Annotated in this window: 23 protein-coding genes; 18 read left to right on the top strand and 5 right to left on the bottom strand. The window is 71.8% G+C overall.

From position 1 onward, the window contains the following. The first annotated feature begins 116 nt into the window (after positions 1 to 116). Positions 117 to 2,327 (top strand): NADP-dependent isocitrate dehydrogenase, encoded by a 2,211-nt coding sequence (locus ACRQ4B_RS02290; protein WP_439693092.1) that lies wholly within the window; start codon positions 117 to 119, stop codon positions 2,325 to 2,327. A gap of 261 nt (positions 2,328 to 2,588) precedes the next feature. Here the strand turns inward: ACRQ4B_RS02290 and ACRQ4B_RS02285 are convergent, their stop codons facing one another. Continuing rightward, on the bottom strand, positions 2,589 to 3,044 hold the full coding sequence (locus ACRQ4B_RS02285; protein ID WP_439693091.1) for a DUF3817 domain-containing protein: 456 nt from the start codon (positions 3,042 to 3,044) through the stop codon (positions 2,589 to 2,591). A gap of 101 nt (positions 3,045 to 3,145) precedes the next feature. Between ACRQ4B_RS02285 and ACRQ4B_RS02280 the strand changes: the two genes are divergently transcribed. Next, positions 3,146 to 3,922 (top strand): ThuA domain-containing protein, encoded by a 777-nt coding sequence (locus tag ACRQ4B_RS02280; protein ID WP_439693090.1) that lies wholly within the window; start codon positions 3,146 to 3,148, stop codon positions 3,920 to 3,922. Beyond that, positions 3,919 to 5,109: a PP2C family protein-serine/threonine phosphatase gene (locus ACRQ4B_RS02275; protein ID WP_439693089.1), complete on the top strand. Its 1,191-nt coding sequence runs from the start codon at positions 3,919 to 3,921 to the stop codon at positions 5,107 to 5,109. Before ACRQ4B_RS02280 ends, ACRQ4B_RS02275 begins: the two co-directional genes overlap by 4 nt. On the opposite strand, the gene ACRQ4B_RS02270 is transcribed toward ACRQ4B_RS02275, so the two are convergent. Beyond that, positions 5,084 to 5,509: a hypothetical protein gene (locus ACRQ4B_RS02270; protein ID WP_439693088.1), complete on the bottom strand. Its 426-nt coding sequence runs from the start codon at positions 5,507 to 5,509 to the stop codon at positions 5,084 to 5,086. The two genes, ACRQ4B_RS02275 and ACRQ4B_RS02270, sit on opposite strands and share 26 nt — an antisense overlap. Positions 5,510 to 5,609: 100 nt before the next feature. Between ACRQ4B_RS02270 and ACRQ4B_RS02265 the strand changes: the two genes are divergently transcribed. From ACRQ4B_RS02265 to ACRQ4B_RS02230, 8 genes are all read left to right on the top strand, one after another. Continuing rightward, on the top strand, positions 5,610 to 6,269 hold the full coding sequence (locus ACRQ4B_RS02265) for a ScbR family autoregulator-binding transcription factor (protein WP_439693087.1): 660 nt from the start codon (positions 5,610 to 5,612) through the stop codon (positions 6,267 to 6,269). A 129-nt stretch (positions 6,270 to 6,398) separates the two neighbouring features. After that, complete coding sequence (locus ACRQ4B_RS02260) at positions 6,399 to 7,280, top strand: aminoglycoside phosphotransferase family protein (protein WP_439693086.1); 882 nt, start codon at positions 6,399 to 6,401, stop codon at positions 7,278 to 7,280. Positions 7,281 to 7,340: 60 nt separating this feature from the next. Continuing rightward, on the top strand, positions 7,341 to 7,952 hold the full coding sequence (locus ACRQ4B_RS02255; protein WP_439693085.1) for a DUF6197 family protein: 612 nt from the start codon (positions 7,341 to 7,343) through the stop codon (positions 7,950 to 7,952). Further along, the gene (locus tag ACRQ4B_RS02250; RefSeq protein ID WP_439693084.1) at positions 7,949 to 8,644 is read left to right on the top strand and encodes a DinB family protein; all 696 of its coding nucleotides are present in this window, start codon (positions 7,949 to 7,951) and stop codon (positions 8,642 to 8,644) included. The genes ACRQ4B_RS02255 and ACRQ4B_RS02250 overlap by 4 nt, the downstream gene beginning before the upstream one ends. A gap of 208 nt (positions 8,645 to 8,852) precedes the next feature. Further along, on the top strand, positions 8,853 to 9,500 hold the full coding sequence (locus ACRQ4B_RS02245) for an ABC transporter permease (protein ID WP_097181359.1): 648 nt from the start codon (positions 8,853 to 8,855) through the stop codon (positions 9,498 to 9,500). Continuing rightward, positions 9,487 to 10,773 (top strand): ABC transporter ATP-binding protein, encoded by a 1,287-nt coding sequence (locus tag ACRQ4B_RS02240; RefSeq protein ID WP_439693083.1) that lies wholly within the window; start codon positions 9,487 to 9,489, stop codon positions 10,771 to 10,773. The genes ACRQ4B_RS02245 and ACRQ4B_RS02240 overlap by 14 nt, the downstream gene beginning before the upstream one ends. Next, a complete protein-coding gene (locus ACRQ4B_RS02235) occupies positions 10,770 to 11,531 on the top strand; it encodes an ABC transporter permease (protein ID WP_439693082.1) in 762 nt (253 codons plus the stop codon). The genes ACRQ4B_RS02240 and ACRQ4B_RS02235 overlap by 4 nt, the downstream gene beginning before the upstream one ends. Continuing rightward, positions 11,528 to 12,583 carry a glycine betaine ABC transporter substrate-binding protein gene (locus ACRQ4B_RS02230; RefSeq protein WP_439693081.1) on the top strand — a complete coding sequence of 352 codons (1,056 nt, stop codon included), beginning with the start codon at positions 11,528 to 11,530 and terminating at the stop codon, positions 12,581 to 12,583. The genes ACRQ4B_RS02235 and ACRQ4B_RS02230 overlap by 4 nt, the downstream gene beginning before the upstream one ends. A gap of 140 nt (positions 12,584 to 12,723) precedes the next feature. Here ACRQ4B_RS02230 and ACRQ4B_RS02225 read toward each other — a convergent pair whose 3' ends face one another. Further along, on the bottom strand, positions 12,724 to 13,353 hold the full coding sequence (locus ACRQ4B_RS02225; RefSeq protein ID WP_439693080.1) for a TetR/AcrR family transcriptional regulator: 630 nt from the start codon (positions 13,351 to 13,353) through the stop codon (positions 12,724 to 12,726). Positions 13,354 to 13,434: 81 nt separating this feature from the next. Between ACRQ4B_RS02225 and ACRQ4B_RS02220 the strand changes: the two genes are divergently transcribed. The 3 genes from ACRQ4B_RS02220 to ACRQ4B_RS02210 are packed head-to-tail and all read left to right on the top strand — an operon-like array spanning position 13,435 to position 16,093. Next, positions 13,435 to 14,265, top strand: coding sequence for an ABC transporter ATP-binding protein (locus ACRQ4B_RS02220; protein WP_439693079.1), 831 nt, complete (start codon positions 13,435 to 13,437; stop codon positions 14,263 to 14,265). Continuing rightward, a complete protein-coding gene (locus tag ACRQ4B_RS02215) occupies positions 14,262 to 15,539 on the top strand; it encodes an ABC transporter permease (RefSeq protein ID WP_439693078.1) in 1,278 nt (425 codons plus the stop codon). Before ACRQ4B_RS02220 ends, ACRQ4B_RS02215 begins: the two co-directional genes overlap by 4 nt. 26 nt (positions 15,540 to 15,565) lie before the next feature. Beyond that, entirely contained in the window at positions 15,566 to 16,093 is a 528-nt protein-coding gene (locus ACRQ4B_RS02210) for a GNAT family N-acetyltransferase (RefSeq protein ID WP_439693077.1), read from the top strand. A gap of 297 nt (positions 16,094 to 16,390) precedes the next feature. Here the strand turns inward: ACRQ4B_RS02210 and ACRQ4B_RS02205 are convergent, their stop codons facing one another. After that, on the bottom strand, positions 16,391 to 16,666 hold the full coding sequence (locus ACRQ4B_RS02205) for a hypothetical protein (RefSeq protein ID WP_439693076.1): 276 nt from the start codon (positions 16,664 to 16,666) through the stop codon (positions 16,391 to 16,393). A 103-nt stretch (positions 16,667 to 16,769) separates the two neighbouring features. Here ACRQ4B_RS02205 and ACRQ4B_RS02200 point away from each other — a divergent pair, with 103 nt between their 5' ends. Genes ACRQ4B_RS02200 through ACRQ4B_RS02190 form a run of 3 tightly spaced genes read left to right on the top strand, consistent with a single transcriptional unit; the run spans position 16,770 to position 19,408 of the window. Continuing rightward, a complete protein-coding gene (locus tag ACRQ4B_RS02200; protein WP_439693075.1) occupies positions 16,770 to 17,456 on the top strand; it encodes a hypothetical protein in 687 nt (228 codons plus the stop codon). Positions 17,457 to 17,516: 60 nt separating this feature from the next. Continuing rightward, positions 17,517 to 18,962, top strand: coding sequence for a phytoene desaturase family protein (locus tag ACRQ4B_RS02195; protein ID WP_439693074.1), 1,446 nt, complete (start codon positions 17,517 to 17,519; stop codon positions 18,960 to 18,962). Positions 18,963 to 18,964: 2 nt separating this feature from the next. Next, complete coding sequence (locus ACRQ4B_RS02190) at positions 18,965 to 19,408, top strand: SRPBCC family protein (protein ID WP_439693073.1); 444 nt, start codon at positions 18,965 to 18,967, stop codon at positions 19,406 to 19,408. Positions 19,409 to 19,424: 16 nt separating this feature from the next. Here ACRQ4B_RS02190 and ACRQ4B_RS02185 read toward each other — a convergent pair whose 3' ends face one another. Further along, positions 19,425 to 20,243 carry a shikimate 5-dehydrogenase gene (locus ACRQ4B_RS02185; protein WP_439693072.1) on the bottom strand — a complete coding sequence of 273 codons (819 nt, stop codon included), beginning with the start codon at positions 20,241 to 20,243 and terminating at the stop codon, positions 19,425 to 19,427. A gap of 135 nt (positions 20,244 to 20,378) precedes the next feature. Between ACRQ4B_RS02185 and ACRQ4B_RS02180 the strand changes: the two genes are divergently transcribed. Further along, the gene (locus ACRQ4B_RS02180; protein WP_439693071.1) at positions 20,379 to 20,570 is read left to right on the top strand and encodes a PspC domain-containing protein; all 192 of its coding nucleotides are present in this window, start codon (positions 20,379 to 20,381) and stop codon (positions 20,568 to 20,570) included. The last annotated feature ends 31 nt before the right edge of the window (positions 20,571 to 20,601 follow it).

Genomic DNA, 20,601 nt, shown 5'->3' with positions numbered 1-20,601 from the left:
GAAGGCTGCCGAGCGTCTGCTCCACGCAGACGGCACCATGTATCTTGATGTCGAGACATCCCGCACCACGAGTAGCGTGGACGTACCGACGGTCGAACAAGGGAGTACCCGCCAGCATGGCCAAGATCATCTACACCCTCACGGACGAGGCGCCGTTCCTCGCCACCCACTCCTTCCTCCCGGTCATCCAGGCCTTCGCCGGCACCGCTGGTGTCGACGTCGAGACCCGCGACATCTCGCTCGCCGGCCGGATCATCGCCCAGTTCCCGGAGCGGCTCACCGCCGAGCAGCGCCTGGACGACGCCCTCGCCGAGCTCGGCGACCTCGCCACGACGCCCGAGGCGAACATCATCAAGCTGCCGAACATCTCGGCGTCGATCCCGCAGCTCAAGGCCGCGATCAAGGAACTCCAATCGCAGGGTTACGACCTGCCGGACTACCCGGACGAGCCGGGGACCGACGAGGAGCGCGACGCACGTGTCCGCTACGGCCGCACCATGGGCAGCGCCGTCAACCCGGTGCTGCGCGAGGGCAACTCCGACCGCCGCGCGCCGCTGTCGGTGAAGAACTACGCCCGCAAGCACCCGCACCGCATGGGTGCGTGGTCGTCCGACTCGAAGACGAACGTCGTGACGATGGGCACGGACGACTTCCGCTCGAACGAGCAGTCCTGGATCGCTCCCGCCGACGACGTGCTGACCATCGAGTTCGTCGGTGCCGACGGCGAGACCACCGTGCTGAAGCAGTCGATCCCCGTCCTCGCCGGCGAGGTCATCGACGGCACCGTCCTGCACGTCCGGGCGCTCGAGGCCTTCCTGCGGGACCAGATCGCCGCGGCGAAGGAGCAGGGCGTCCTGTTCTCGGTCCACCTCAAGGCCACGATGATGAAGGTCTCCGACCCGATCATCTTCGGGCACGTCATCCGGGCGTTCTTCCCGACCGTGTTCGAGCGCTTCGGTGCCGACCTCGCCGCTGCCGGCCTCACCCCGAACGACGGCCTCGGCTCGATCCTCGCCGGCCTCGACGCCCTGCCGAACGGCGCGGAGATCAAGCAGGCCTTCGCGGACGGCATCGACGCCGGCCCCGAGCTCGCGATGGTCGACTCGGACAAGGGCATCACGAACCTGCACGTCCCGAGCGACGTCATCGTCGACGCCTCCATGCCCGCGATGATCCGCACCTCCGGCCACATGTGGGGTCCGGACGGCGAGGAGCACGACACCCTCGCGGTGATCCCGGACTCCAGCTACGCCGGCATCTACCAGGCCACCATCGAGGACTGCCGGGCCAACGGCGCGTTCGACCCGGCCACCATGGGGTCGGTGCCGAACGTCGGGCTGATGGCGCAGAAGGCCGAGGAGTACGGCTCGCACGACAAGACCTTCGAGGTGCCGGCAGCCGGCCGCGTCCGCGTGGTCACGAGCGGTGGCGAGACGGTCATCGAGCACGAGGTCGAGGCCGGCGACATCTGGCGCGCCTGCCAGACCAAGGACGTCGCCATCCGCGACTGGGTGAAGCTCGCCGTGACCCGCGCCCGGGCCACGGGTTCGCCCGCCGTGTTCTGGCTCGACGAGACCCGTGCACACGACGCCAACCTGATCGGCCTGGTCCGGACGTACCTCGGCGAGCAGGACACCGACGGCCTGCAGATCGAGGTCATGTCCCCCGAGGACGCCATGCGCTTCTCGCTCGAGCGCATCCGCCGCGGCGAGGACACCATCTCGGTGACGGGCAACGTGCTCCGCGACTACCTCACCGACCTGTTCCCGATCATGGAGCTCGGCACCTCGGCGAAGATGCTCTCCGTGGTCCCGCTGCTCGGCGGCGGCGGCCTGTTCGAGACCGGTGCCGGTGGCTCCGCGCCGAAGCACGTCCAGCAGCTCGTGCAGCAGGACTACCTGCGGTGGGACAGCCTCGGCGAGTTCCTGGCGCTCGCGGTCTCCCTCGAGCACCTGGCCGGCGTGACCGGCAACGAGCGGGCGAAGGTCCTCGGTGAGACCCTCGACCGCGCCACCGGGACCTTCCTCGAGCAGGACAAGTCCCCCGGTCGCAAGCTCGGCACGATCGACAACCGCGGCAGCCACTTCTACCTGGCGAAGTACTGGGCGGAGGAGCTCGCGGCACAGACCGTCGACGCCGAGCTCGCCGCGTCGTTCGCGGAGATCGCCCGGACGCTCGGCGAGCAGGAGTCGACGATCGTCGAGGAGCTCATCGCCGTGCAGGGGCACCCGGCGGACATCGGCGGGTACTACCGTCCGGACGACGCGAAGACGAGCGCCGTGATGCGCCCGTCCGCCACGTTGAACGGGGTGCTCGCGGCCCTGTAGCCGCGCTGACGACGGACGGGAGGCGCGGTGCCGGCTGGCACCGCGCCTCCCGTCCGTCGCGTCGGTCGCGTCCGCACCGCGTCGGGTCGTCAGCGCCCCGCCCCGTTGGTCGCGGAACGTGTCGCCCGGGCGCGCGCCGGCCGACACCTTCCGCGACCGACGCGGACGTGAGCGGCACGTCGTGCGACCAGGCGTCGGCCGGACCGTGCGACCGACCGTGCGACCGACCGCGCGACCAGTCGCCGGGGAGCCCGGCGCGCGTCAGCTGCGTGCACCGCCGGGCGGGCCGATCACCAGCAGCCCTGAGAACACGAGCGCGACCGCCACGACCCCGATGCCGATCGACAGCGCGGGGCGGCGCACCACGGAGAACAGCAGGCGGTCCCAGAACCCGGCGCGGCCCTCCGCCGAGCGACGCCAGGCCCCGTCGAGCATCCCGCGCCGTGCGACCCCGACCTCGAACGGCACCGTCGCGTACGGCACGACGGCACTCGCCCACCCGAGCACGAGCGCACCGACCGACCAGCGCTGGTTCACCGCGACCACCGTCGTGACGACGAGGTACGCCAGGAACACGAACCCGTGCACACCGCCGCCGATGCGCACGCCCCAGTCGCCGGCGTCCAGCCCGTACTTCAGCACCATCCCGGCGATGAGGAGCGTCCAGGTCACGAGTTCGGCCACCGCGGCGGCGCGGAACAGGGATCGGGGAGTCATGCGACCAGGGTGGCGGACCCACCCGGAAGAACGCCCGACAGTGCGCCCGACACACCGGTCCTCGTATCGATTCGACCACCGGAACGGGTAGCGTCGTGGACATGTCAGTGCCGACCGAGAACCGTCCCCTGAACGTCGTCGTCTGGAACGAGAACGTGCACGAGAGCCGGGGTGACGAGACCGTCGTGGGGCACTACCCCGACGGCATGCACACCGTCATCGCCGCCGCCCTGCGCCGCGACCTGCCCGAGGCCGAGGTGTCGACCGCGACCCTGCAGGAGCCCGAGCACGGCCTCACCGCCGAGCGCCTCGCCGGCACCGACGTCCTGTTCTGGTGGGGCCACGCCGCCCACGACGAGGTCGCCGACGAGGTCGTCACCCGCGTGGTCGACGCCGTGCACGCCGGGATGGGCCTCGTGGTGCTGCACTCCGGGCACTACTCGAAGCCGTTCAAGCGGCTGATGGGGACGACGTGCTCGCTGAAGTGGCGGAACGACGGCGAGCGCGAACTCGTGTGGACGGTCGCGCCCGAGCACCCGATCGCCGCCGGGGTCCCGCACCCGATCGTCATCGAGCGCCAGGAGATGTACGGCGAGTACTTCGACATCCCGCGCCCCGACGAGGAGGTCTTCCTGTCGACGTTCGCCGGCGGCGAGGTGTTCCGGTCGGGCGTCGCGTACCGCCGTGGTCTCGGTCGGGTGTTCTACTTCTCCCCCGGCGACCAGGAGTACCCCGTCTACCACCACCCCGACATCCAGCGGGTGCTCGCGAACGCGGCCCGGTGGGCGGCCCCGGTGTCCGAGCGGCGCGAGCTCACCGCCGACCCCCACCCGCGGGACTGGTTCCTGGGCGAGGGTGCGGGTAGACAGGACGGGTGACCCACCTCGACGCCGCAGCGCACCGGACGGCAGTGGTCGAGGCGCTCGGCGTCCTCGGCAGCGGCCCCGAAGAGCGCTTCGACCGCATCACCCGGATGACGCAGGAGGCGTTCGGCGTCCCGCTGACCTTCCTGAACCTCGTGCACGACGACCTCGTGACGGCACAGTCGACGCAGGGCTGGCGGCAGGGCGGGAGCGCCCCGGCCGAGCAGGTCTTCTGTTCGACGACGGTGCTGACCGACGAGCCGATGGTGGTGCCGGACGCCACGCTCGACCCGCGGTTCGCGCACCTCGCGGCGGTCACCGAGCAGGGCGTGCGCTTCTACGCCGGCGCGCCCCTGGCGATGCTCGACGGCACCCGGGTGGGCACGCTCTGCATCATGGACGCGAAGCCCCGTGAGCTGACGGCGGCGGACCTCGACCTGCTCCGTGACCTCGCACGCTGGGCGGAGCGGGAGCTCGGGCACACGATCGAGGACGACCGGGTCCGACGCGTGGTCGCGGGGCTCGTGCCGGAGCCGGTCGACGTCCCCGGGCACACGCTGCAGGTGCTGACGCTCCCCCGCGCGGACTCGGGTGACGTCGCGGACTGGCGGATCGCCGGCGACGGTCGCCTGCACGTGACGGTCGGCTCGGTCCCCGCCGTCGGCAGTGCGTCGGCGATCCTGGCGGCCGCGGTGCGGGCAGCGGTGATCGCGCGCACGGACGTCCCGATGGACGAGGCGGTCGTCGGCCTGGAGGCGCAGATCACCGCCGACCTGTCGGCCGCGGACACGGTCGCCTCGCTCTTCCACCTCCGCCTCGACCCGGGGACGGGTCACGTCGTCCACTGGGACGCCGGGCACGGCCTCGCCGCGGTCGTCCGGGCGGACGGCGGGGCCGAGGTGCTCCGGTCGTCCGACCTGCCGCTGGGCCTGCAGCCGACCGGGACGCCACGGACCCCCGGGGCCCTCGAGCTCGGCGCTGGCGACCGCATCGTGCTCTGCACCGACGGCGTGCTGGCGGGCGTCGGTGACGTCGACGCACTCGTCGAGCTGGCCCGGACGACCCCGGACGCCACCGGACTCGTCGAGCGCGTCCGTGCGCTGGCCTCCGGCGGGACGCTCGTCGTCCTGAGCGCGGACCGCGACACCGGCCGCGGCACTGGCCGCGGGGCTGGCCTCAGTGCCTCGCCGGCTTCGCCGTGAGCGACACGACGAGCAGCGTGGCGAGCATCCCGAAGCCGGCGAGCTCGATGCCCAGTCCCGCGAGCTGCCAGTAGGCGCTGCCCACGACCTGCGGCTGCGTGATCGACTCCGGCCACCACGGGTCGATGAGGGGGAACGACCCCGGGAACGGGTCGAGGCCGAACACCACGAGCCCGCCGAGCAGCAGCACCACACCGAGCGCGGCCATCGCCCCGCGGGACCGGTGCAGCATCCGGGCGACGAGTGCGGCCGCGATGCCGGCGAGCCCGACGACGGCGACGAGGAAGGCCAGCACGACGATGGTCTGCGGCGTCAGCGCGACCCAGTCGAGCAGGGCGATCGGGAGCAGCAGCCAGCGCCCGGTCCGGGCCCAGCGTGCAGGGTTCCGCCATCCGTCCATGCCCGGAACCGTAGGACACCCGGCCTGACAGCGGGCCGGTGATCCGCCGTGCGGGACCCGGGAGCGTCGACGTCCTCGACCTCAGTACGATTGACGGATCATGGCGCAGGACGGTGGCACGCGGCAGCAGCGGGCGGTCGCCACGCGGGCGGCGATCGTCGAGGCAGCAGCCGGCGAGTTCGACGTGCGCGGCTACCTCGGCACCTCGGTGGACGGCGTCGCCGAGCGCGCCGGTCTGACGAAGGGCGCCGTCTACTTCCACTTCGCGTCGAAGGCCGACCTCGCCGGTGCCGTCATCGCCCGGCAGCACGAGGTGTCCCGCGCCTACGGCGAGGCGGCGGCTGCTCGGGGTTCGACCCCGCTCGAGGTGATGATGTGGATGTCGCAGGGCCTGGCGACGCAGATGATCCACGAGGTCGTGGTCAGCGCCGGCATCCGGCTCTCCACCGAGGCGGCGACGGCCGACGTCGCCCGGCAGGACCCCTACACGGACTGGATGCAGGTGACCGCCGAGCTGATGCGGCAGGGCATCGCCGCCGGTGAGGTCGACCCGGCATGGGACCCCGAGTTGATCGGTCGCGTGGTGATCCCCGCCTACACGGGCGTGCAGACCGTGTCCGACGTGCTCGCGGGCCGGGACGACCTGTACGAGCGTCTTCGGGAACTCTGGACGGTCCTGCTCGCGGCGATCGTCACGGACCGGGTGCGGCCGGAGATCCCACGCTTGGTCGCCCTGATCGCCCCGCTGCCGGGGGACTGAGCGACGCGGGTCCCCCCATGGACACCCACGTCACCACGCCCCCCCCCCCCCCCCCGAGCGTACCCACCGGTCGGTTTCTGCGATCTCCCCCGTTCACGGGTGTGGGCGGTGCCGAACTAGCCTGGTCCGATGGCCACCCCCGCAGCCGAGGTCGACGTCGACGAACCCCTCGTCCGGGCGCTCCTCCGCGACCAGCACCCCGACCTGGCGGAGCTCCCGCTCGACGTCGTCGCGAACGGCTGGGACAACGTCATCGTGCGGCTCGGGGACCTGCTCGCCGTCCGGCTCCCCCGTCGTGCAGCGGCCGCCGACCTGATCGAGCACGAGCAGCGGTGGCTCCCGGAGATCGCCCACCGCGTTGCCGCGATCGTGCCGGTGCCCGACCCGGTGCGCACGGGACGTCCGGCACTCGGCTACCCCTGGTCCTGGAGCATCGTCCGCTGGCTGCCCGGCGCCGCTGCGGGCGAACGGGCCGGCGGTGTGCACGTCGCCGAGGCGCTCGCCGCCTTCCTCGAGCTGCTGCACGTGCCCGCCCCGGAGGACGCCCCGGTCAACCCGGTGCGGGCCGTGCCGCTCGCGACCCGGAGCGAGGCGGTGCTCGCGCGACTCGCCACGGCGGACGTGCCACGTGCCCGCGAGCTGGCGGCAGCCTGGCGGGCCGCCGCCGACCTGCCCGCGTACGCCGGGCCTCCCGTCTGGGTGCACGGCGACCTGCACCCGTTCAACGTCCTCGTCGACACCGGGCCGGACGGCGGGCTCCGCCTGTCCGCCGTCGTCGACTTCGGCGACGTCACCGCGGGGGACCCCGCCGTCGACCTCGCGACCGCCTGGCTGACGCTCGACCGGGAGGCACGGCGCACCTTCCGCGCGCACGTCGCCGTCGCCGACGACGACACCTGGGGACGGGCGCGCGGCTGGGCCGTCTCGATCGCGTCGGCCCTGGCACTGTCCGACGACCGCGCGTTCCGCACCGTCGCGAGGCGGGGGATCGACGCAGTGCTGGACGATTGACTCTGCCCGGGGCTATCGTGACCGCACCAATCCGTGCACGTGAAGATCGGAGGGGCCGTCATGACCCTCGAGTTCCGCGTCCAGCACGACGTCGCCACCGACGCCTCTCCCGTCCCGTCCGCCCCCTCCCGCACCGGCCTGCGCGGGTTGCTCGACCGGATCGCCGCGCGCCGTTCCGCAGCGCGCGACCGCCGGGTCGAAGCCAGCCTGCAGGAACTGCACGACCTCGAACGGCTGCTCTCCGGCGCCCGCGGTGTCATCGAGCGGGGGTGGATCCAGCACGCGTGGTTCGCGTACGTCGACGAGCACGGTCGGATGCGCAAGGCCTCCAGCGCCGCCGCCATGGACGTGCAGGGCCGACCGCTCGTGGCGGCGTGCCTGGTCGGCTCGATCGTCTCCGCCGCGGGCGGACCGCACGCCGTGCACTCCCAGCCCGTCCAACGCGCGCTCGACCTGGTCTGGCACGCCCTCGCGGCCGACGAGGGCCAGCCGGTGCTCTGGTGCCCGGCCCCGGACGTCCGGATGGGCCGTGTCCGCGACCTGACGAGCTGGAACGACGCGCCGGCCCGCAACTCGGGCGAGGTCGCCGGACTCCTGCTCACCGCCGAGCGCGTCGCCGTGCAGGAGGCCGAGCGCATCCGCGACCGAGCGGTGGCACGATCGAGGGCATGAGCTCCGCCGACCCGGTTCCCGAGGTCCACCCAGCGCCGACAGCGCCGTCGATCGCGTCGAGCGGCGGTTCGCTCCTGTCCGACGAGGGTGCCGCGCCGACGACCGACGAACTCCTCGTCAAGCAGACCCTGCACCGGTACCTGCAGAAGCACCGTGCCGCGCTGCTGGCGAAGCTCGACGGACTGGCCGAACGCCAGGCGCGGTGGCCGGTGACCCCCACCGGCACGAACGTCCTCGGGCTCGTCAAGCACGTCGCCGGCGTGCAGGCCGGGTACTTCGGCGAGGTGTTCGGGCGGCCCCTGGCGGACCCGCCCGCCTGGCTCGAGGCAGAAGACGGCTCGGACATGTACGCCACGCTCGACGAGACCCTGGACGACGTCGTGGCGTTCCACCACCGCAGTGCCGCGCACGCCGACGCCACGATCGAAGCGCTCGACCTCGACGCCCGCGGGGTCGTCCCCTGGTGGCCCGCCGAGCACCGGGCGGTCACGCTGCACCGGATCCTCGTGCACATGGCCTACGAGACCGCACGGCACGCGGGCCACGCGGACATCGTGCGGGAGATGCTCGACGGGCTCGCCGGCGACGGGGACGGCAACCTCGCCCGGAAGACCCCGGAGGAGTGGGTCGAGTGGCGCGAACGGCTCGTCGACATCGCCGAGCGATCGGCCCTGCGCTCGATCGCGCCGTAGCCGACGCCTCCTGGCGATCGTTATCGTTCTCCCAGGGTGGGCCGCTCTCCCCGCGCCTGACCTGGGCTTCTGCTCTGTGCGGACGCGCAGGATCTGACCGGATCCGACGTTTGCAGATGTACAAATAGCACTCGCGCTGCGTACGTTGGGCGGCATTCGTGCCCCGATCCGTGGGCAATTCGGCCGACCGGAGGGGAGCGCTTCCCGCGTGTTCCAGTACATCGGAGAGCGGTGGGACCAGATCTGGTTCGCGTCGTGGCAGCACTTCTCACTGGTGGTCCAGTGCACCGTGCTCGCGACGCTCATCGCCGTGGTGCTCGCCACACTCGTCTACCGCAGCCCACGACTGACCTCGGTCGCGAACGGGGTGTCCGCCATCGGCCTGACCCTGCCGTCGTTCGCGGTCATCGGTCTGCTCATCGTCCCGCTCGGCTTCGGCGTCGTGCCGTCCGTCGTCACGGTCGTGTTCTTCGCGACCCTGCCGATCCTCCGCAACGCGGTCGTCGGCCTCGCCGAGATCCCGCCGACCGTCGTCGAGTCGGCGCGGGGCATCGGCATGAGCCGTTTCCGCACCCTCGTGCAGGTCGAACTGCCGATGGCGTGGCCGATCATCCTCAGCGGCGTCCGGGTGTCGGCGCAGATGGTGATGGGCATCGCCGCGATCGCCGCCTACGCACTCGGCCCCGGGCTCGGCGGCTTCATCTTCTCCGGGCTCTCCCGGCTCGGCGGCGCCAACGCCCTGTTCTCCGTCACGGTCGGGGTGGTGGGCGTCGTCCTGCTCGCGCTCGTCCTCGACCTGCTCCTCCTCGGCCTCGGCCGCCTGACCATCTCGAGAGGTATCCGTGTCCAGCACTGACCCCGCCACCACCACCGCTGCCGCTGCTCCCGCCGGAGACGTCACGGGGCGCAGCATCCTCCTCGACGAGGTCACGAAGCGGTACCCCGGCCAGTCCAAGCCCGCCGTCGACGGCATCACCCTCGAGATCCCGGCCGGCAAGATCGTCATGCTCGTCGGCCCGTCCGGCTGCGGCAAGACCACCACGCTCAAGATGATCAACCGCCTGATCGAGCCGACCGAGGGCCGCATCGTCGTCGGCGACGACGACGTCACGGGCATCGACGCCGACGAGCTCCGCCGGCGCATGGGCTACGTCATCCAGGCCGGCGGACTCTTCCCGCACATGTCGGTCGCGGCGAACATCGCGATCGTGCCGAAGATGCTCGGCTGGTCGAAGGAGAAGATCGCGGCGCGCGTCGACGAACTGCTCGACCTCGTCTCGCTCGACCCGGACACCTACCGCGACCGTTTCCCCCGTGAGCTCTCCGGCGGCCAGCAGCAGCGCGTCGGGGTCGCCCGGGCGCTCGCCGCGGACCCGCCCGTGCTCCTGATGGACGAGCCGTTCGGCGCCGTCGACCCGATCACCCGGCAGCGCCTGCAGGACGAGCTCCTCCGCATCCAAGAAGAACTGCACAAGACGATCGTCATCGTCAGCCACGACTTCGACGAGGCCGTGAAGCTCGGCGACTGGATCGTCATCTTCACCGAGGGTGCGCACATCGTGCAGTACGACACCCCGGAGCGGATCCTCGCCGAGCCCGCGAACGAGTTCGTGGAGAACTTCATCGGCTCCGGCGCCGGGCTGAAGCAGCTCACCCTGAACCGGGTGCGCGACGTCGAGCTCGCGCCCGCGGTGACGTGCTCCCCCGGCGAGGAGACCAAGGCCGTGCTGCAGCGCATGCGGGAGGCCGGCGGGCACGAGCACGCCGTCGTCGTCGACCGGCGGCAGCGTCCGATCGGGTGGCCGACCCGCCGCCAGCTCGAGCGACTCGACCGCATCCCGGAGGGCGTCGAGGCCGAGCTGCCCGTCGTCGGCGAGGCCGCGACGCTCAACGACGCCCTCGACACCATGCTCGTCTCGAGCGCCGGCGCCGCGCTCGTCACCGGTCGTGGTGAGGCGTTCCGGGGCGTGATCACCGTCGAGACCGTGATGGAGGCGATCACCCGCTCCCGTGCCGCCGCAGCCGAGGACCAGGCCTACACGCCGGTCGGGACGAACACGAACCCCATCGAGACGATGCCGTCGTCGCCGGTCGGGCCGACGGTGGCGTCGAGCGGGGAGGAACTGTGAGCGCGGTCGCCGCCGGGCCGGCCACGGGTGGGAGCACCTCGTGGAAGGGTCTGCTCGTCCAGCCGATCGCGATCCTCGTGGTGCTCGCCGGGTTCGTGGTCTGGCTCGCGACGGCGGACCTCACCGCCACCGAACGCTCGACGCTCAACCCGGCCGACATCCTCGCGCTGACGGGCCAGCACCTCGTCCTGACGCTCGAGTCGACTGTCCTGGTGCTCGTCATCGGCATCCCGCTCGGCATCCTGCTCACCCGCGGGCCGCTGCGCCGGGCGAGCGTGTACGTCCTCGCCGTCGCGAACTTCGGGCAGGCGGCGCCGGCGGTCGGCCTCATCGTGCTGCTCGCCGCGTGGCTCGGCCTGAACTCCTGGTCGGCCGTCGTCGCGCTCGTGCTCTACGCGATCCTGCCGGTGCTCCGGAACACCATGATCGGCATCCAGAGCGTCGACTCCCGCCTGGTCGAGGCCGGTCGGGGCATGGGCATGAGCGCGTTCGCCGTCCTCGTGAAGGTCGAACTGCCGCTGGCCGTCCCGGTCATGCTCTCCGGCATCCGCACCGCCCTCGTGCTGCTCGTCGGCACCGCCAGCCTGGCGACCTTCGTCGGCGCGGGCGGGCTCGGCCTGCTCATCACCACCGGCGTGAACCTGTTCCTGCCGAAGGTCCTGGTCTCCGGGGCGCTGCTGGTGGCACTGCTCGCCCTGTCCATCGACTGGCTCGGCCGCGTGGTCGAGACCGTCGCACGACCGAAGGGACTCCGATGACCCACGACGCACCGCAGGCCGACCCGCGGGACGCGCGCCGCGCCTCCCGTCCGACCGTCCGTCACCGTGTCGCCGCCGCCACAGCCGTGGCCGGGGCAGCAGCCCTCGTCCTGACCGGTTGCGGGCTGCAGCCCGCGACGTCGTTCGTCCCCGCCGCGGACCCCGGTTCCATCGAGCGCATCGACGACCTGCCCGACGGCGCCCACATCACCGTCACGTCGAAGAACTTCACCGAGCAGCTCGTGCTCGGCAAGATCGCCGTGCTCGCCGCGAAGGCCGCCGGGTTCGACGTCACCGACGAGACGAACGTGCCGGGAAGCGTGGCCGTGCGCGAGCTGATGACCTCGCACGCCGCGGACTTCACGTACGAGTACACCGGCACCGCGTGGCTGACGTTCATGGGCCACGCCGAGGGCATCCCGGACAAGACCGAGCAGTGGGAGGCGGTCAAGAAGGAGGACGCCGGCAACGGGCTCACCTGGCTCGACCCCGCGCCGATGAACAACACGTACGCGTTCGCCGTGCGCGACGAGGCGGTGTCCGAGCTCGGCGACATCACGACCCTCTCGGACATCACGAAGCTGCCCGTCGACCAGCGCACGTTCTGCGTCGAGTCGGAGTTCAACTCGCGTGCCGACGGCTTCAAGCCGATGCTGGAGAAGTACGGCCTCGAGCTCGGCGGTTCGGGCGACAACGGCATCCCGACGAGCAACGTCAGCATCCTCGACACCGGCACCGTCTACACGGCGACCGACCGGGGCAAGTGCAACTTCGGCGAGGTCTTCACCACCGACGGCCGCATCAAGTCGCTCGGACTCACCGTGCTCGAGGACGACAAGGGCTTCTTCCCGGCGTACAACGTCGCCCCGGTGCTCGACTCGGCCACCCTGAAGGAGTACCCGCAGCTCGAGGGCGTCTACGACCAGATCTCGCCGAAGCTCACGGACTCGGTCCTGCAGGAGCTCAACCGGCAGGTGGACGTCGAGGGTCGCGAGCCGGCGGACGTCGCCTTCGACTGGATGGTCAAGGAGGGCTTCATCACGAAGCCGTGAGCGCGCGGCGCGCGCTCGCATCGTGAGCAGGAACGGTCGGGTCCCCGCGCGGGACCCGACCATTCCTGCTCACCATGTGGCGGACGGGAGGCGCGGGGCGGGGCCGGCGCGCGCCTCCCGTCCGCCTGTTCGCTTGTTCGCTACTTGGCCGTGATGCGGGTCGCGGTGTCCCGGATCGTCGCGACCACCCGGGCGCGCACCTCCTCGGGGTCCGAACCCTCGTGGCGCGCCGCGCTGCGCAGCCCCGTCATGCACATGCCGAGGAGCATCTCGCCCGCCTGCGGTGTCGCGGCCTCCGGACCCCACGCCGGGTCCCGCTCGAGGATCGTCCGGACCGCGCCCGTCATCGCCTCGGCCACCGTGGTCATCCGGGACACCTGCCGACGCATCAACTGCGGGAAGCGCACGATCACCTCCTTGCGGGCGAGCCGTTCGCGCTCGTCGCCGAAGGAGTCGCCGAACACGAGGAAGGCCAGGTCGACCACGGCCTGCGCGGCAGGCTCCCCCGCCACGGTCGCCAGGTGCGCCTCGAGCGTCTCCGGCGCGAGGTCGAGTTCGGTGTGCCCGAGGACCGCGTCCTCCTTGCTCTCGAAGTAGTTGAAGAACGTCCGCGGTGACACCTCGGCGCGTGCGGCGATCTGCTCGATCGTGGTGTGGTCGATGCCCTGTTCGAGTGCGAGGGTGCGGGCGGCCTCGGCGATGCGGTGCCGGGTCTCGAGGCGTTTGCGGTCGCGGAGGCCCATCTCGGCGGCGGGCGACGTGTCGGGCATGGCCCCGACTGTAACCGGAACGTCACATCGTTTACAGCAAACGCAAACTTGCAGTCGTGCAGCGGACAGTACGGTGGGCGCATGACCACTCCCGTGCTCGAGGCGCGAGCCCTCGCCAGGACCTACGGCCGCGGCGCCACGCGCTTCGACGCGCTCAAGGGGGTGTCCCTGCAGGTGCACCAGGGCGAGAGCCTGGCGATCGTCGGCAAGTCCGGCTCCGGCAAGTCGACGCTCATGCACCTGCTCGCGCTGCTCGACAAGCCGTCGGCGGGCCAGATCCTGCTCGACGGCACCGACGCGGCGACCCTCAGCGCCCGGCAGGTCAGCCGCACGCGGAACAGCACCTTCGGGTTCGTGTTCCAGCAGTTCTTCCTCACGCCGAAGACGTCCGTGCTCGACAACGTCGTGCTGCCGCTGAAGATCGCCGGCGTCACCGGGGCGGAGCGGAAGCGCCGCGGGATGGCGGCGCTCGACGCCCTCGGCCTGGCCGACAAGGCGAAGAACGACGCGAACGACCTGTCCGGCGGGCAGAAGCAGCGCGTCGTCATCGCCCGTGCGCTGGTCGGTGAGCCGAGCGTCATCTTCGCCGACGAGCCCACCGGCAACCTCGACACGAACACCGGCGAGGTCGTCGAGGACATGCTCTTCGGCCTGCAGCGCGAGCGGGGGATCACGCTCGTGGTGGTCACCCACGACGAGGAGCTCGCGGCCCGGTGCGACCGGAGCGTCAACGTGCGCGACGGGCTGATCGTCGACGGGACGGGTGGTCCCGCCGTCGATGCGGCGGGCGGCGTCGGCGTGGCGGGTGGTGTCGGCGTGGCGGGTGGTGTCGGCGCGGCGGGTGGTGTCGGCGCGGCGCCGACCGGTACCGCCGTCGATGCGCCGACGACCCACGGAAGGCACTCCGCATGAACTTCCTCGACCTCCTCAAGACCGCCGTCGCGAACACGTTCCGGTCGAAGCTGCGCACCACGCTCACCGTCATCGCGATCTTCATCGGTGCCTTCACGATCACACTGACCTCGGCGATCGGCACCGGCGTGAGCAACTACATCGACACGCAGGTCGCCTCCATCGGGGACACCGGCTCCCTGACGATCACGAAGGCCGTCGAGTCCTCGACCGACAGCGGCCCCGCGAAGTACGACCCCGACGAGTCGAGCCAGAGCGTGAACCGCGGGCCGGCGTCCTTCGCCTACCTGTCGCAGTCCGACGTCGACAAGATCGAGGGCGTCTCGGGGATCCGGAGCGTCCGCCCCGCCGTCGCCCTGAGCACGAAGTGGGTCGAGTACGACGGCGCGGGCAAGTACGTCGTCGACATCGCGGCGAACGCCGGGGAACTCGACGCCGACCTCGCCGCCGGCAAGCAGCTCGACGACGCCTCGTCCGCCGGCAACCAGGTGCTCCTGCCCACGAACTACCTGAAGAACCTCGGGCTCGGCAGTGCGAAGGCCGCGGTCGGCAAGCAGCTGACCATCGCCGTCGACGACTACCAGGGCACGGAGCACACCCTCACCGCCACCGTCGCCGGCGTGCAGAACGAGTCGCTGTTCGGCGGCGGCGCCGGGGCGAACGCGGCCCTGACCGACGCGATGCAGGCAGCGCAGGAGACCGGCAAGCCGTCGTCCATCGCGACCTCGTACGCCAGCGCGACTGCCACGCTCGACTCCGGCGCGTCCGCGAGCACCGTCAAGAGCGCCCTGTCGAAGGACGGCTACACGGGCCAGACCATCCAGGACCAGCTCGGCCAGTTCCAGACCGTCATCAACGGCATCGTCGGCGTGCTGAACGCCTTCGCGGTGATCGCCCTCGTCGCGGCCGGCTTCGGGATCATCAACACGCTGCTCATGAGCGTGCAGGAGCGCACCCGCGAGATCGGTCTGATGAAGGCGATGGGCATGGGTGGCGGCAAGGTCTACACGCTGTTCTCGCTCGAGGCCGTGTTCATCGGGTTCCTCGGCAGTGCGATCGGCGCCGGGGTGGCGATCGCGCTCGGCACCGGGATCTCGAACCTGCTCGCCGGCACCGTGCTGAAGGACCTCCCCGGCCTGCAGATCATGCAGTTCGCGCCGTCGTCGGTCATCACGATCATCGTCGTGGTGATGTTCATCGCGTTCCTCGCCGGGACCCTGCCCGCCCGACGCGCCGCCCGACAGAACCCCATCGAGGCGCTCCGGTACGAGTAGGCGCGCGGGTGCATAGTCTCTGACGCGTGGCGGCATTCGGGCGGGACCTCGGCGACGGCTGCACGCTGACGCTGCGCGACCTCAGCACGGTGCGGCCGCTCCACGAGCTGGTCGTCGCCAACCTCGACCGGCTCCGGGCGGCCGAACCGTGGGCGTGGCAGGAGCAGACCGTCGAACGCATCGGCCTGCACACCGAGCACCTGCTCGGCCAGTACGCGATGGACCGGTCGCTCCCCTGCGTCATCCGGCAGGACGACCGGGTCGTCGGCGCCGCCTCGCTCGCCTTCGACCCGTACCTCGGGCAGGCATCCCTCGGCTACTGGGTGGACGCCGGCCTGGAGGGACGGGGCATCGTCCGACGCGCGGCCACCGTCCTCGTCGGGGTCGCCCGGGCGCGGGGCGCGGCGCGGGCGGAGATCCGGACGGCGGTGGGCAACGCGCGCAGCCGCGGCCTCGCCGAGCGGCTCGGCTTCACGCACGAGGGGACCCTGCGGAGTGCGATGCCGCTCGGTCCGGAGCGAGTGGACGTGGCGGTGTACGGCCTGGTGCTCTGACGCGGGCGCGGATGTGGGCGCGGATGCGGGCGCGGATGCGGGCGTGGTCGGGACTGCGCCCCGTTCCGGACACCGCGCCCCGGTGTGGCGGGGTGCACTGTCCGGCCGGGGGCGCGGTCGCGGGGGTGGATGCGGGCGCGGGCGTGGTCGCGGGCGTGGTCGCGGATGCGGGCGCGGATGCGGGCGTGGGCGTGGTTCCGTGCCGCGTCGCGAGGCGCGGTCGGGACTGCGCCCCGTTCCGGACACCGCGCCCTGGTGTGGCGGGGCGCACTGTCCGGCCGGGGGCGCGGTCGCGGGTCAGGAACCCTGGGTTGCGCCCTGCCAGACGGCGAACACCCCGCCGACGACGAGCAACGCCAGCACGAGGATCCACACCGCCAGGGCGATGAGGTTGAGGAAGATCCCCCACCCTGCGCGGCCGCGTGCGAAAGGCTCACGCCCGCGCGAGGCGATCCCGAGGCAGAGGCCGACCACCGGAGCCACGAACGTCCAACCGGCGAGCAGCGAGCAGATCCCCAGGACGAGACTCGCCGTCCCGAGTCCGGTGCGGGGGGATTCCGAGGAGGTGACCATGTCGTCGACGGTACGTGTCCACCGGGGGCGTGTCGTCCCTCCAGGGCGTGATCCGGGTCCACCTTCGGACGGACGGCCACCGGACGCCGGTATCGTCGAGTGCATGGCCCTGTTCGGACGACGCAACAAGCACGACGTGCGCGACCGACCCATCAGCCAGGTCGAACTGAAGCGCGCCGTCGACGAGGGCTTCCTCATCGCGAAGGCCGCCGTCACCATCGCCGTCGGCAACCGCATCATCACCAACGCACTGCGCGACCAGGGGTACTTCGACCACGCCGTGATCGCCGACGCCGCGCGCGAGGAACTGCACCGCATGGCCGACGAACAGCGTGGCGACGCCGAGCGCATGCGCGACATCCGGTCCCGGTCGAGCAAGCAGAAGGGCCGTTCGCGGCACCAGCACGACTACCGACGCGGTGACGACCTGAAGCTCCGGACCCGCGAAGCGACGTACGAGAAGCTCGCCGAGATGCTCGACAAGCGGCGCGAGGACCAGGGGTTCGTCGACGGCATCGTCCTGCAGGCCCGCGCACGCGCGTGGGACGACATCGGGACCACCGTCGTCGGTCGGCTCGGGTGGGCGCAGCGTCCCGCCGAGGACTACGAGGTCGGACGCGACGACCGGCTGCAGCAGATGCTCGACGAGGACTTCGCGGCGCTGCTCGCCGAACACCCCGTCGACGCGGGCACCCCGTCGGCCACCCCGGCGGACGCCGACGAACCGGATGCCGCCGACGCCGCGGACGACGGCACCGACCCGGCGGACCCGGACGCGACGCGCGGGTGAACCGGGCGACACCCGCTCGACCGTGACGGTGCGCAGCCGTCGGTCCCTAGGCTCGGGGGCATGGTGGATGCGGTGGTCGTCGGGGCCGGACCGAACGGGCTCGCTGCGGCGGTGACCCTCGCCCGGGCCGGGCTGTCGGTCGAGGTCGTCGAGCGGAACGACACGATCGGTGGCGGCGCCCGGACCGCGGAGCTCACACTGCCGGGGTTCCGCCACGACGTCTGCTCGGCGGTGCACCCGATGGCCCTGCAGTCCGAGTTCTTCCGACGCTTCCGGATGGAGGAGCGCATCGAGCTCCGGCTGCCCGAGGTGCAGTACGGCCACCCACTCGACGGCGGGCGTGCGGGCATCGCCCACCAGGACCTCGCGCGGACCGCCGAGGAGCTCGGGGTCGACGGCCGAGCGTTCCGGCAGCTCATGGGTCCGCTCGCCCGGCACGCCGACGAGGTCGCGGACTTCGCGACGAACGCCCTCCTGAACGTGCCGCGCCACCCCGTGAGCGTCCTGCGCTTCGGACTGCGTGCGCTGGAGCAGGGGTCGAGCGCGTGGAACCTGCGCTTCCGCGGCGACGTCGCCCCCGCGATGGTGTCCGGGGTCGCAGCGCACTCGATCCAGCACCTGCCGTCGTTGTCCACCGCCGCTGCCGCCCTCTCCCTCGGCGCCTACGCGCACGCCCGGGGCTGGCCCGTGCCGATCGGCGGCAGTCAGGCGATCGTCGACGCCCTCGCGGCCGACCTCGTCGCGCACGGCGGTCGGATCGAGACCGGCCGGGAGGTCCGCTCGCTCGCCGACCTCTCGCCGGCGAAGGCGGTCCTCTTCGACACGAGCGTGCCCGGCATGCTGCGGATCGCCGGGAAGCAGATCCCGACGCCGCGACGTGGAGCACTGCGGCGCTACCGGTTCGGCAACGCGGCGGCCAAGGTCGACTTCGCCCTGTCCGATCCGGTGCCGTGGACGAACGAGGCGCTCCGCCGCGCGGGAACGGTGCACATCGGCGGCTCCCGGTCCGAGATCGCCGCCGCCGAGGGCGCCGTGGCCCGAGGGCGCCACGCGGAGCGGCCGTACGTCCTCGGGTCCGAACCGACCGTGGTCGACCCGACCCGAGCCCCGGACGGCAAACACGTGTTCTGGGCCTACGCACACGTCCCCGCCGGCTCCGACGTCGACCAGACCGAGGCCGTCACCCGCCAGGTGGAACGGTTCGCGCCGGGGTTCCGGGACACGATCCTGGCGTCGAGCAGTCGGACCGCCGCGCACATGTCGGACCACAACCCCAACTACGTCGGCGGTGACATCGCCGCCGGAGCCGCGAGCTTCTGGCAGCTCGTCAAGCGTCCAGTGCTGTCGTCGGACCCGTGGCGGATGGGCGGCGGCATGTACCTCTGCTCGGAGTCTGCCGCTCCGGGCCCCGGCGTGCACGGCATGGCCGGGTGGCGCGCCGCCCGGAGTGCGCTGCGCCACACGTTCGGACTGCCCGAACACGTCGATCTCGCCCCGGAGGACTGATCGTGTCGAAGAACGTCCGTATCCTGCGTTGTCGCCCGGAGGACGTCTTCGACGTGCTCGCCGACGGTTGGCTCTTCACCACCTGGGTGGTCGGGGCCTCACGGATGCGCAGCGCGGACATCGGCTGGCCCGCCGTGGGCACACGGCTGCACCACTCGTTCGGTGTCTGGCCGCTCGTGATCGACGACGTGACGACGATGCTCGAGTGGGAGCCGTCGCGCCGCATGGTCATCCAGCCGAAGGGGTGGCCGCTCGGCGAAGCCCGTGTCGAGCTCACGGTCGAGCCGCACCGCCGCGGGTGCAAGGTCACGATCGTCGAGGACGCGGTGGCCGGACCGGCGACGTGGGCGCCCGCCGTCCTGATGCAGCCTCTGCTGTTCGTGCGCAACCACGAGACGCTCCGACGCCTCGGCTGGGTGTCGGAGGGACGCGCCTCGACCCACTGAACGACCCGGTCGCCGGCTACTCCGCGCGGCTGAACTCGCTCGCCCGACGCACCTGGTCGTCGGTGAGCGCGACACCCGTGTACCGCTCGAACTGGCGCGCCGCCTGCAGCGCGATCACCTCGGCGCCCGTGATGACCCGCTTCCCCGCAGCTCGACCGGCCAGGACCAGCGGGGTCTCCGACGGGAACGCGACGACGTCGAACACCGTGTGGGCGTCGTCGATCCGGTCGGACCCGAACGCGAGGGCGTCCTGCTGGTCGCCCCGCATGCCGAGCGGCGTGACGTTCACGACGACGTCGGCCGACGCGGCGTCGCGCTCGTCCGCCACCCACTCGTACCCGTACTGCGACGCGAGCGCCGGGCCGGTCCGGTCGTTCCGGGCGACGACGGTGAGGTGGTCGAAGCCGGCGCCCCGGAAGGCAGCGGTGACCGCCTTCGCCATGCCGCCGGAGCCGCGGAGCAGGACGCTGGAGGACGGATCGACGTCGTGCGACGCGAGCAGGGCGGCCACTGCTTCGTAGTCGGTGTTCGACGCGGTGAGGACCCCGTCGTCGTTCACGACGGTGTTGACCGACTCGATCGCCGCGGCGGACTCCTCAACGACGTCGACCAGCGGGATGATCGCCTCCTTGAACGGCATCGACACCGAGCACCCGCGGATCCCGAGCGCACGGATGCCCGTGACCGCACCGGCGAGGTCCTGCGTCGTGAACGCCTTGTAGGCGAAGTTCAGGCCGAGTTCGTCGTAGAGGAAGTTGTGGAACCGCGTGCCGATGTTGCTCGGTCGGGCGGCGAGCGAGATGCAGACCTGCATGTCCTTGTTGAGGATGGGCATGCCCACAGTCTCCCATCCCACTGCCGATGGAGCGGTCCACGAGATCGGCTGTGCATGGTGGTGGGGTTGTCCCCACCCTCGTTCCGGGAGTCCCCCGTATTCGATCGCGGGTCGACGGACCGTAGCGTCGTCTGCATGAACGCACTCATCCGCCCCCGCAACGGCCGCCTCCTCGCCGGGGTCTGCGCCGGCATCGCCGACCGCTTCGGCTGGTCCCGCACCTTCGTCCGCATCGCCTGGGTCATCCTGAGCTTCTTCCCCGGCCCGCTCTGGATCGCGTACGTCGTCCTCTGGATCCTCATGCCGAACCAGGGATCGCGGCGCTGATCCACCGCCCGTCCGGTCGGGGTCGCTGATG

Source organism: Curtobacterium sp. SP.BCo (assembly GCF_051903265.1).
Classification (GTDB): Bacteria; Actinomycetota; Actinomycetes; order Actinomycetales; family Microbacteriaceae; genus Curtobacterium.
The sequence above is the reverse complement of the archived record's forward strand: the minus strand, read 5'-3'. Positions and strand labels throughout refer to the sequence as shown.

Coding starts and splice junctions, on each gene's coding strand:
- ACRQ4B_RS02290 (WP_439693092.1), top strand. CDS start 117: ATGGCCAAGATCATCTACACCCTCACGGACGAGGCGCCGTTCCTCGCC.
- ACRQ4B_RS02285 (WP_439693091.1), bottom strand. CDS start 3,044: ATGACTCCCCGATCCCTGTTCCGCGCCGCCGCGGTGGCCGAACTCGTG.
- ACRQ4B_RS02280 (WP_439693090.1), top strand. CDS start 3,146: ATGTCAGTGCCGACCGAGAACCGTCCCCTGAACGTCGTCGTCTGGAAC.
- ACRQ4B_RS02270 (WP_439693088.1), bottom strand. CDS start 5,509: ATGGACGGATGGCGGAACCCTGCACGCTGGGCCCGGACCGGGCGCTGG.
- ACRQ4B_RS02265 (WP_439693087.1), top strand. CDS start 5,610: ATGGCGCAGGACGGTGGCACGCGGCAGCAGCGGGCGGTCGCCACGCGG.
- ACRQ4B_RS02260 (WP_439693086.1), top strand. CDS start 6,399: ATGGCCACCCCCGCAGCCGAGGTCGACGTCGACGAACCCCTCGTCCGG.
- ACRQ4B_RS02255 (WP_439693085.1), top strand. CDS start 7,341: ATGACCCTCGAGTTCCGCGTCCAGCACGACGTCGCCACCGACGCCTCT.
- ACRQ4B_RS02250 (WP_439693084.1), top strand. CDS start 7,949: ATGAGCTCCGCCGACCCGGTTCCCGAGGTCCACCCAGCGCCGACAGCG.
- ACRQ4B_RS02230 (WP_439693081.1), top strand. CDS start 11,528: ATGACCCACGACGCACCGCAGGCCGACCCGCGGGACGCGCGCCGCGCC.
- ACRQ4B_RS02225 (WP_439693080.1), bottom strand. CDS start 13,353: ATGCCCGACACGTCGCCCGCCGCCGAGATGGGCCTCCGCGACCGCAAA.
- ACRQ4B_RS02220 (WP_439693079.1), top strand. CDS start 13,435: ATGACCACTCCCGTGCTCGAGGCGCGAGCCCTCGCCAGGACCTACGGC.
- ACRQ4B_RS02215 (WP_439693078.1), top strand. CDS start 14,262: ATGAACTTCCTCGACCTCCTCAAGACCGCCGTCGCGAACACGTTCCGG.
- ACRQ4B_RS02205 (WP_439693076.1), bottom strand. CDS start 16,666: ATGGTCACCTCCTCGGAATCCCCCCGCACCGGACTCGGGACGGCGAGT.
- ACRQ4B_RS02200 (WP_439693075.1), top strand. CDS start 16,770: ATGGCCCTGTTCGGACGACGCAACAAGCACGACGTGCGCGACCGACCC.
- ACRQ4B_RS02195 (WP_439693074.1), top strand. CDS start 17,517: ATGGTGGATGCGGTGGTCGTCGGGGCCGGACCGAACGGGCTCGCTGCG.
- ACRQ4B_RS02185 (WP_439693072.1), bottom strand. CDS start 20,243: ATGCCCATCCTCAACAAGGACATGCAGGTCTGCATCTCGCTCGCCGCC.
- ACRQ4B_RS02180 (WP_439693071.1), top strand. CDS start 20,379: ATGAACGCACTCATCCGCCCCCGCAACGGCCGCCTCCTCGCCGGGGTC.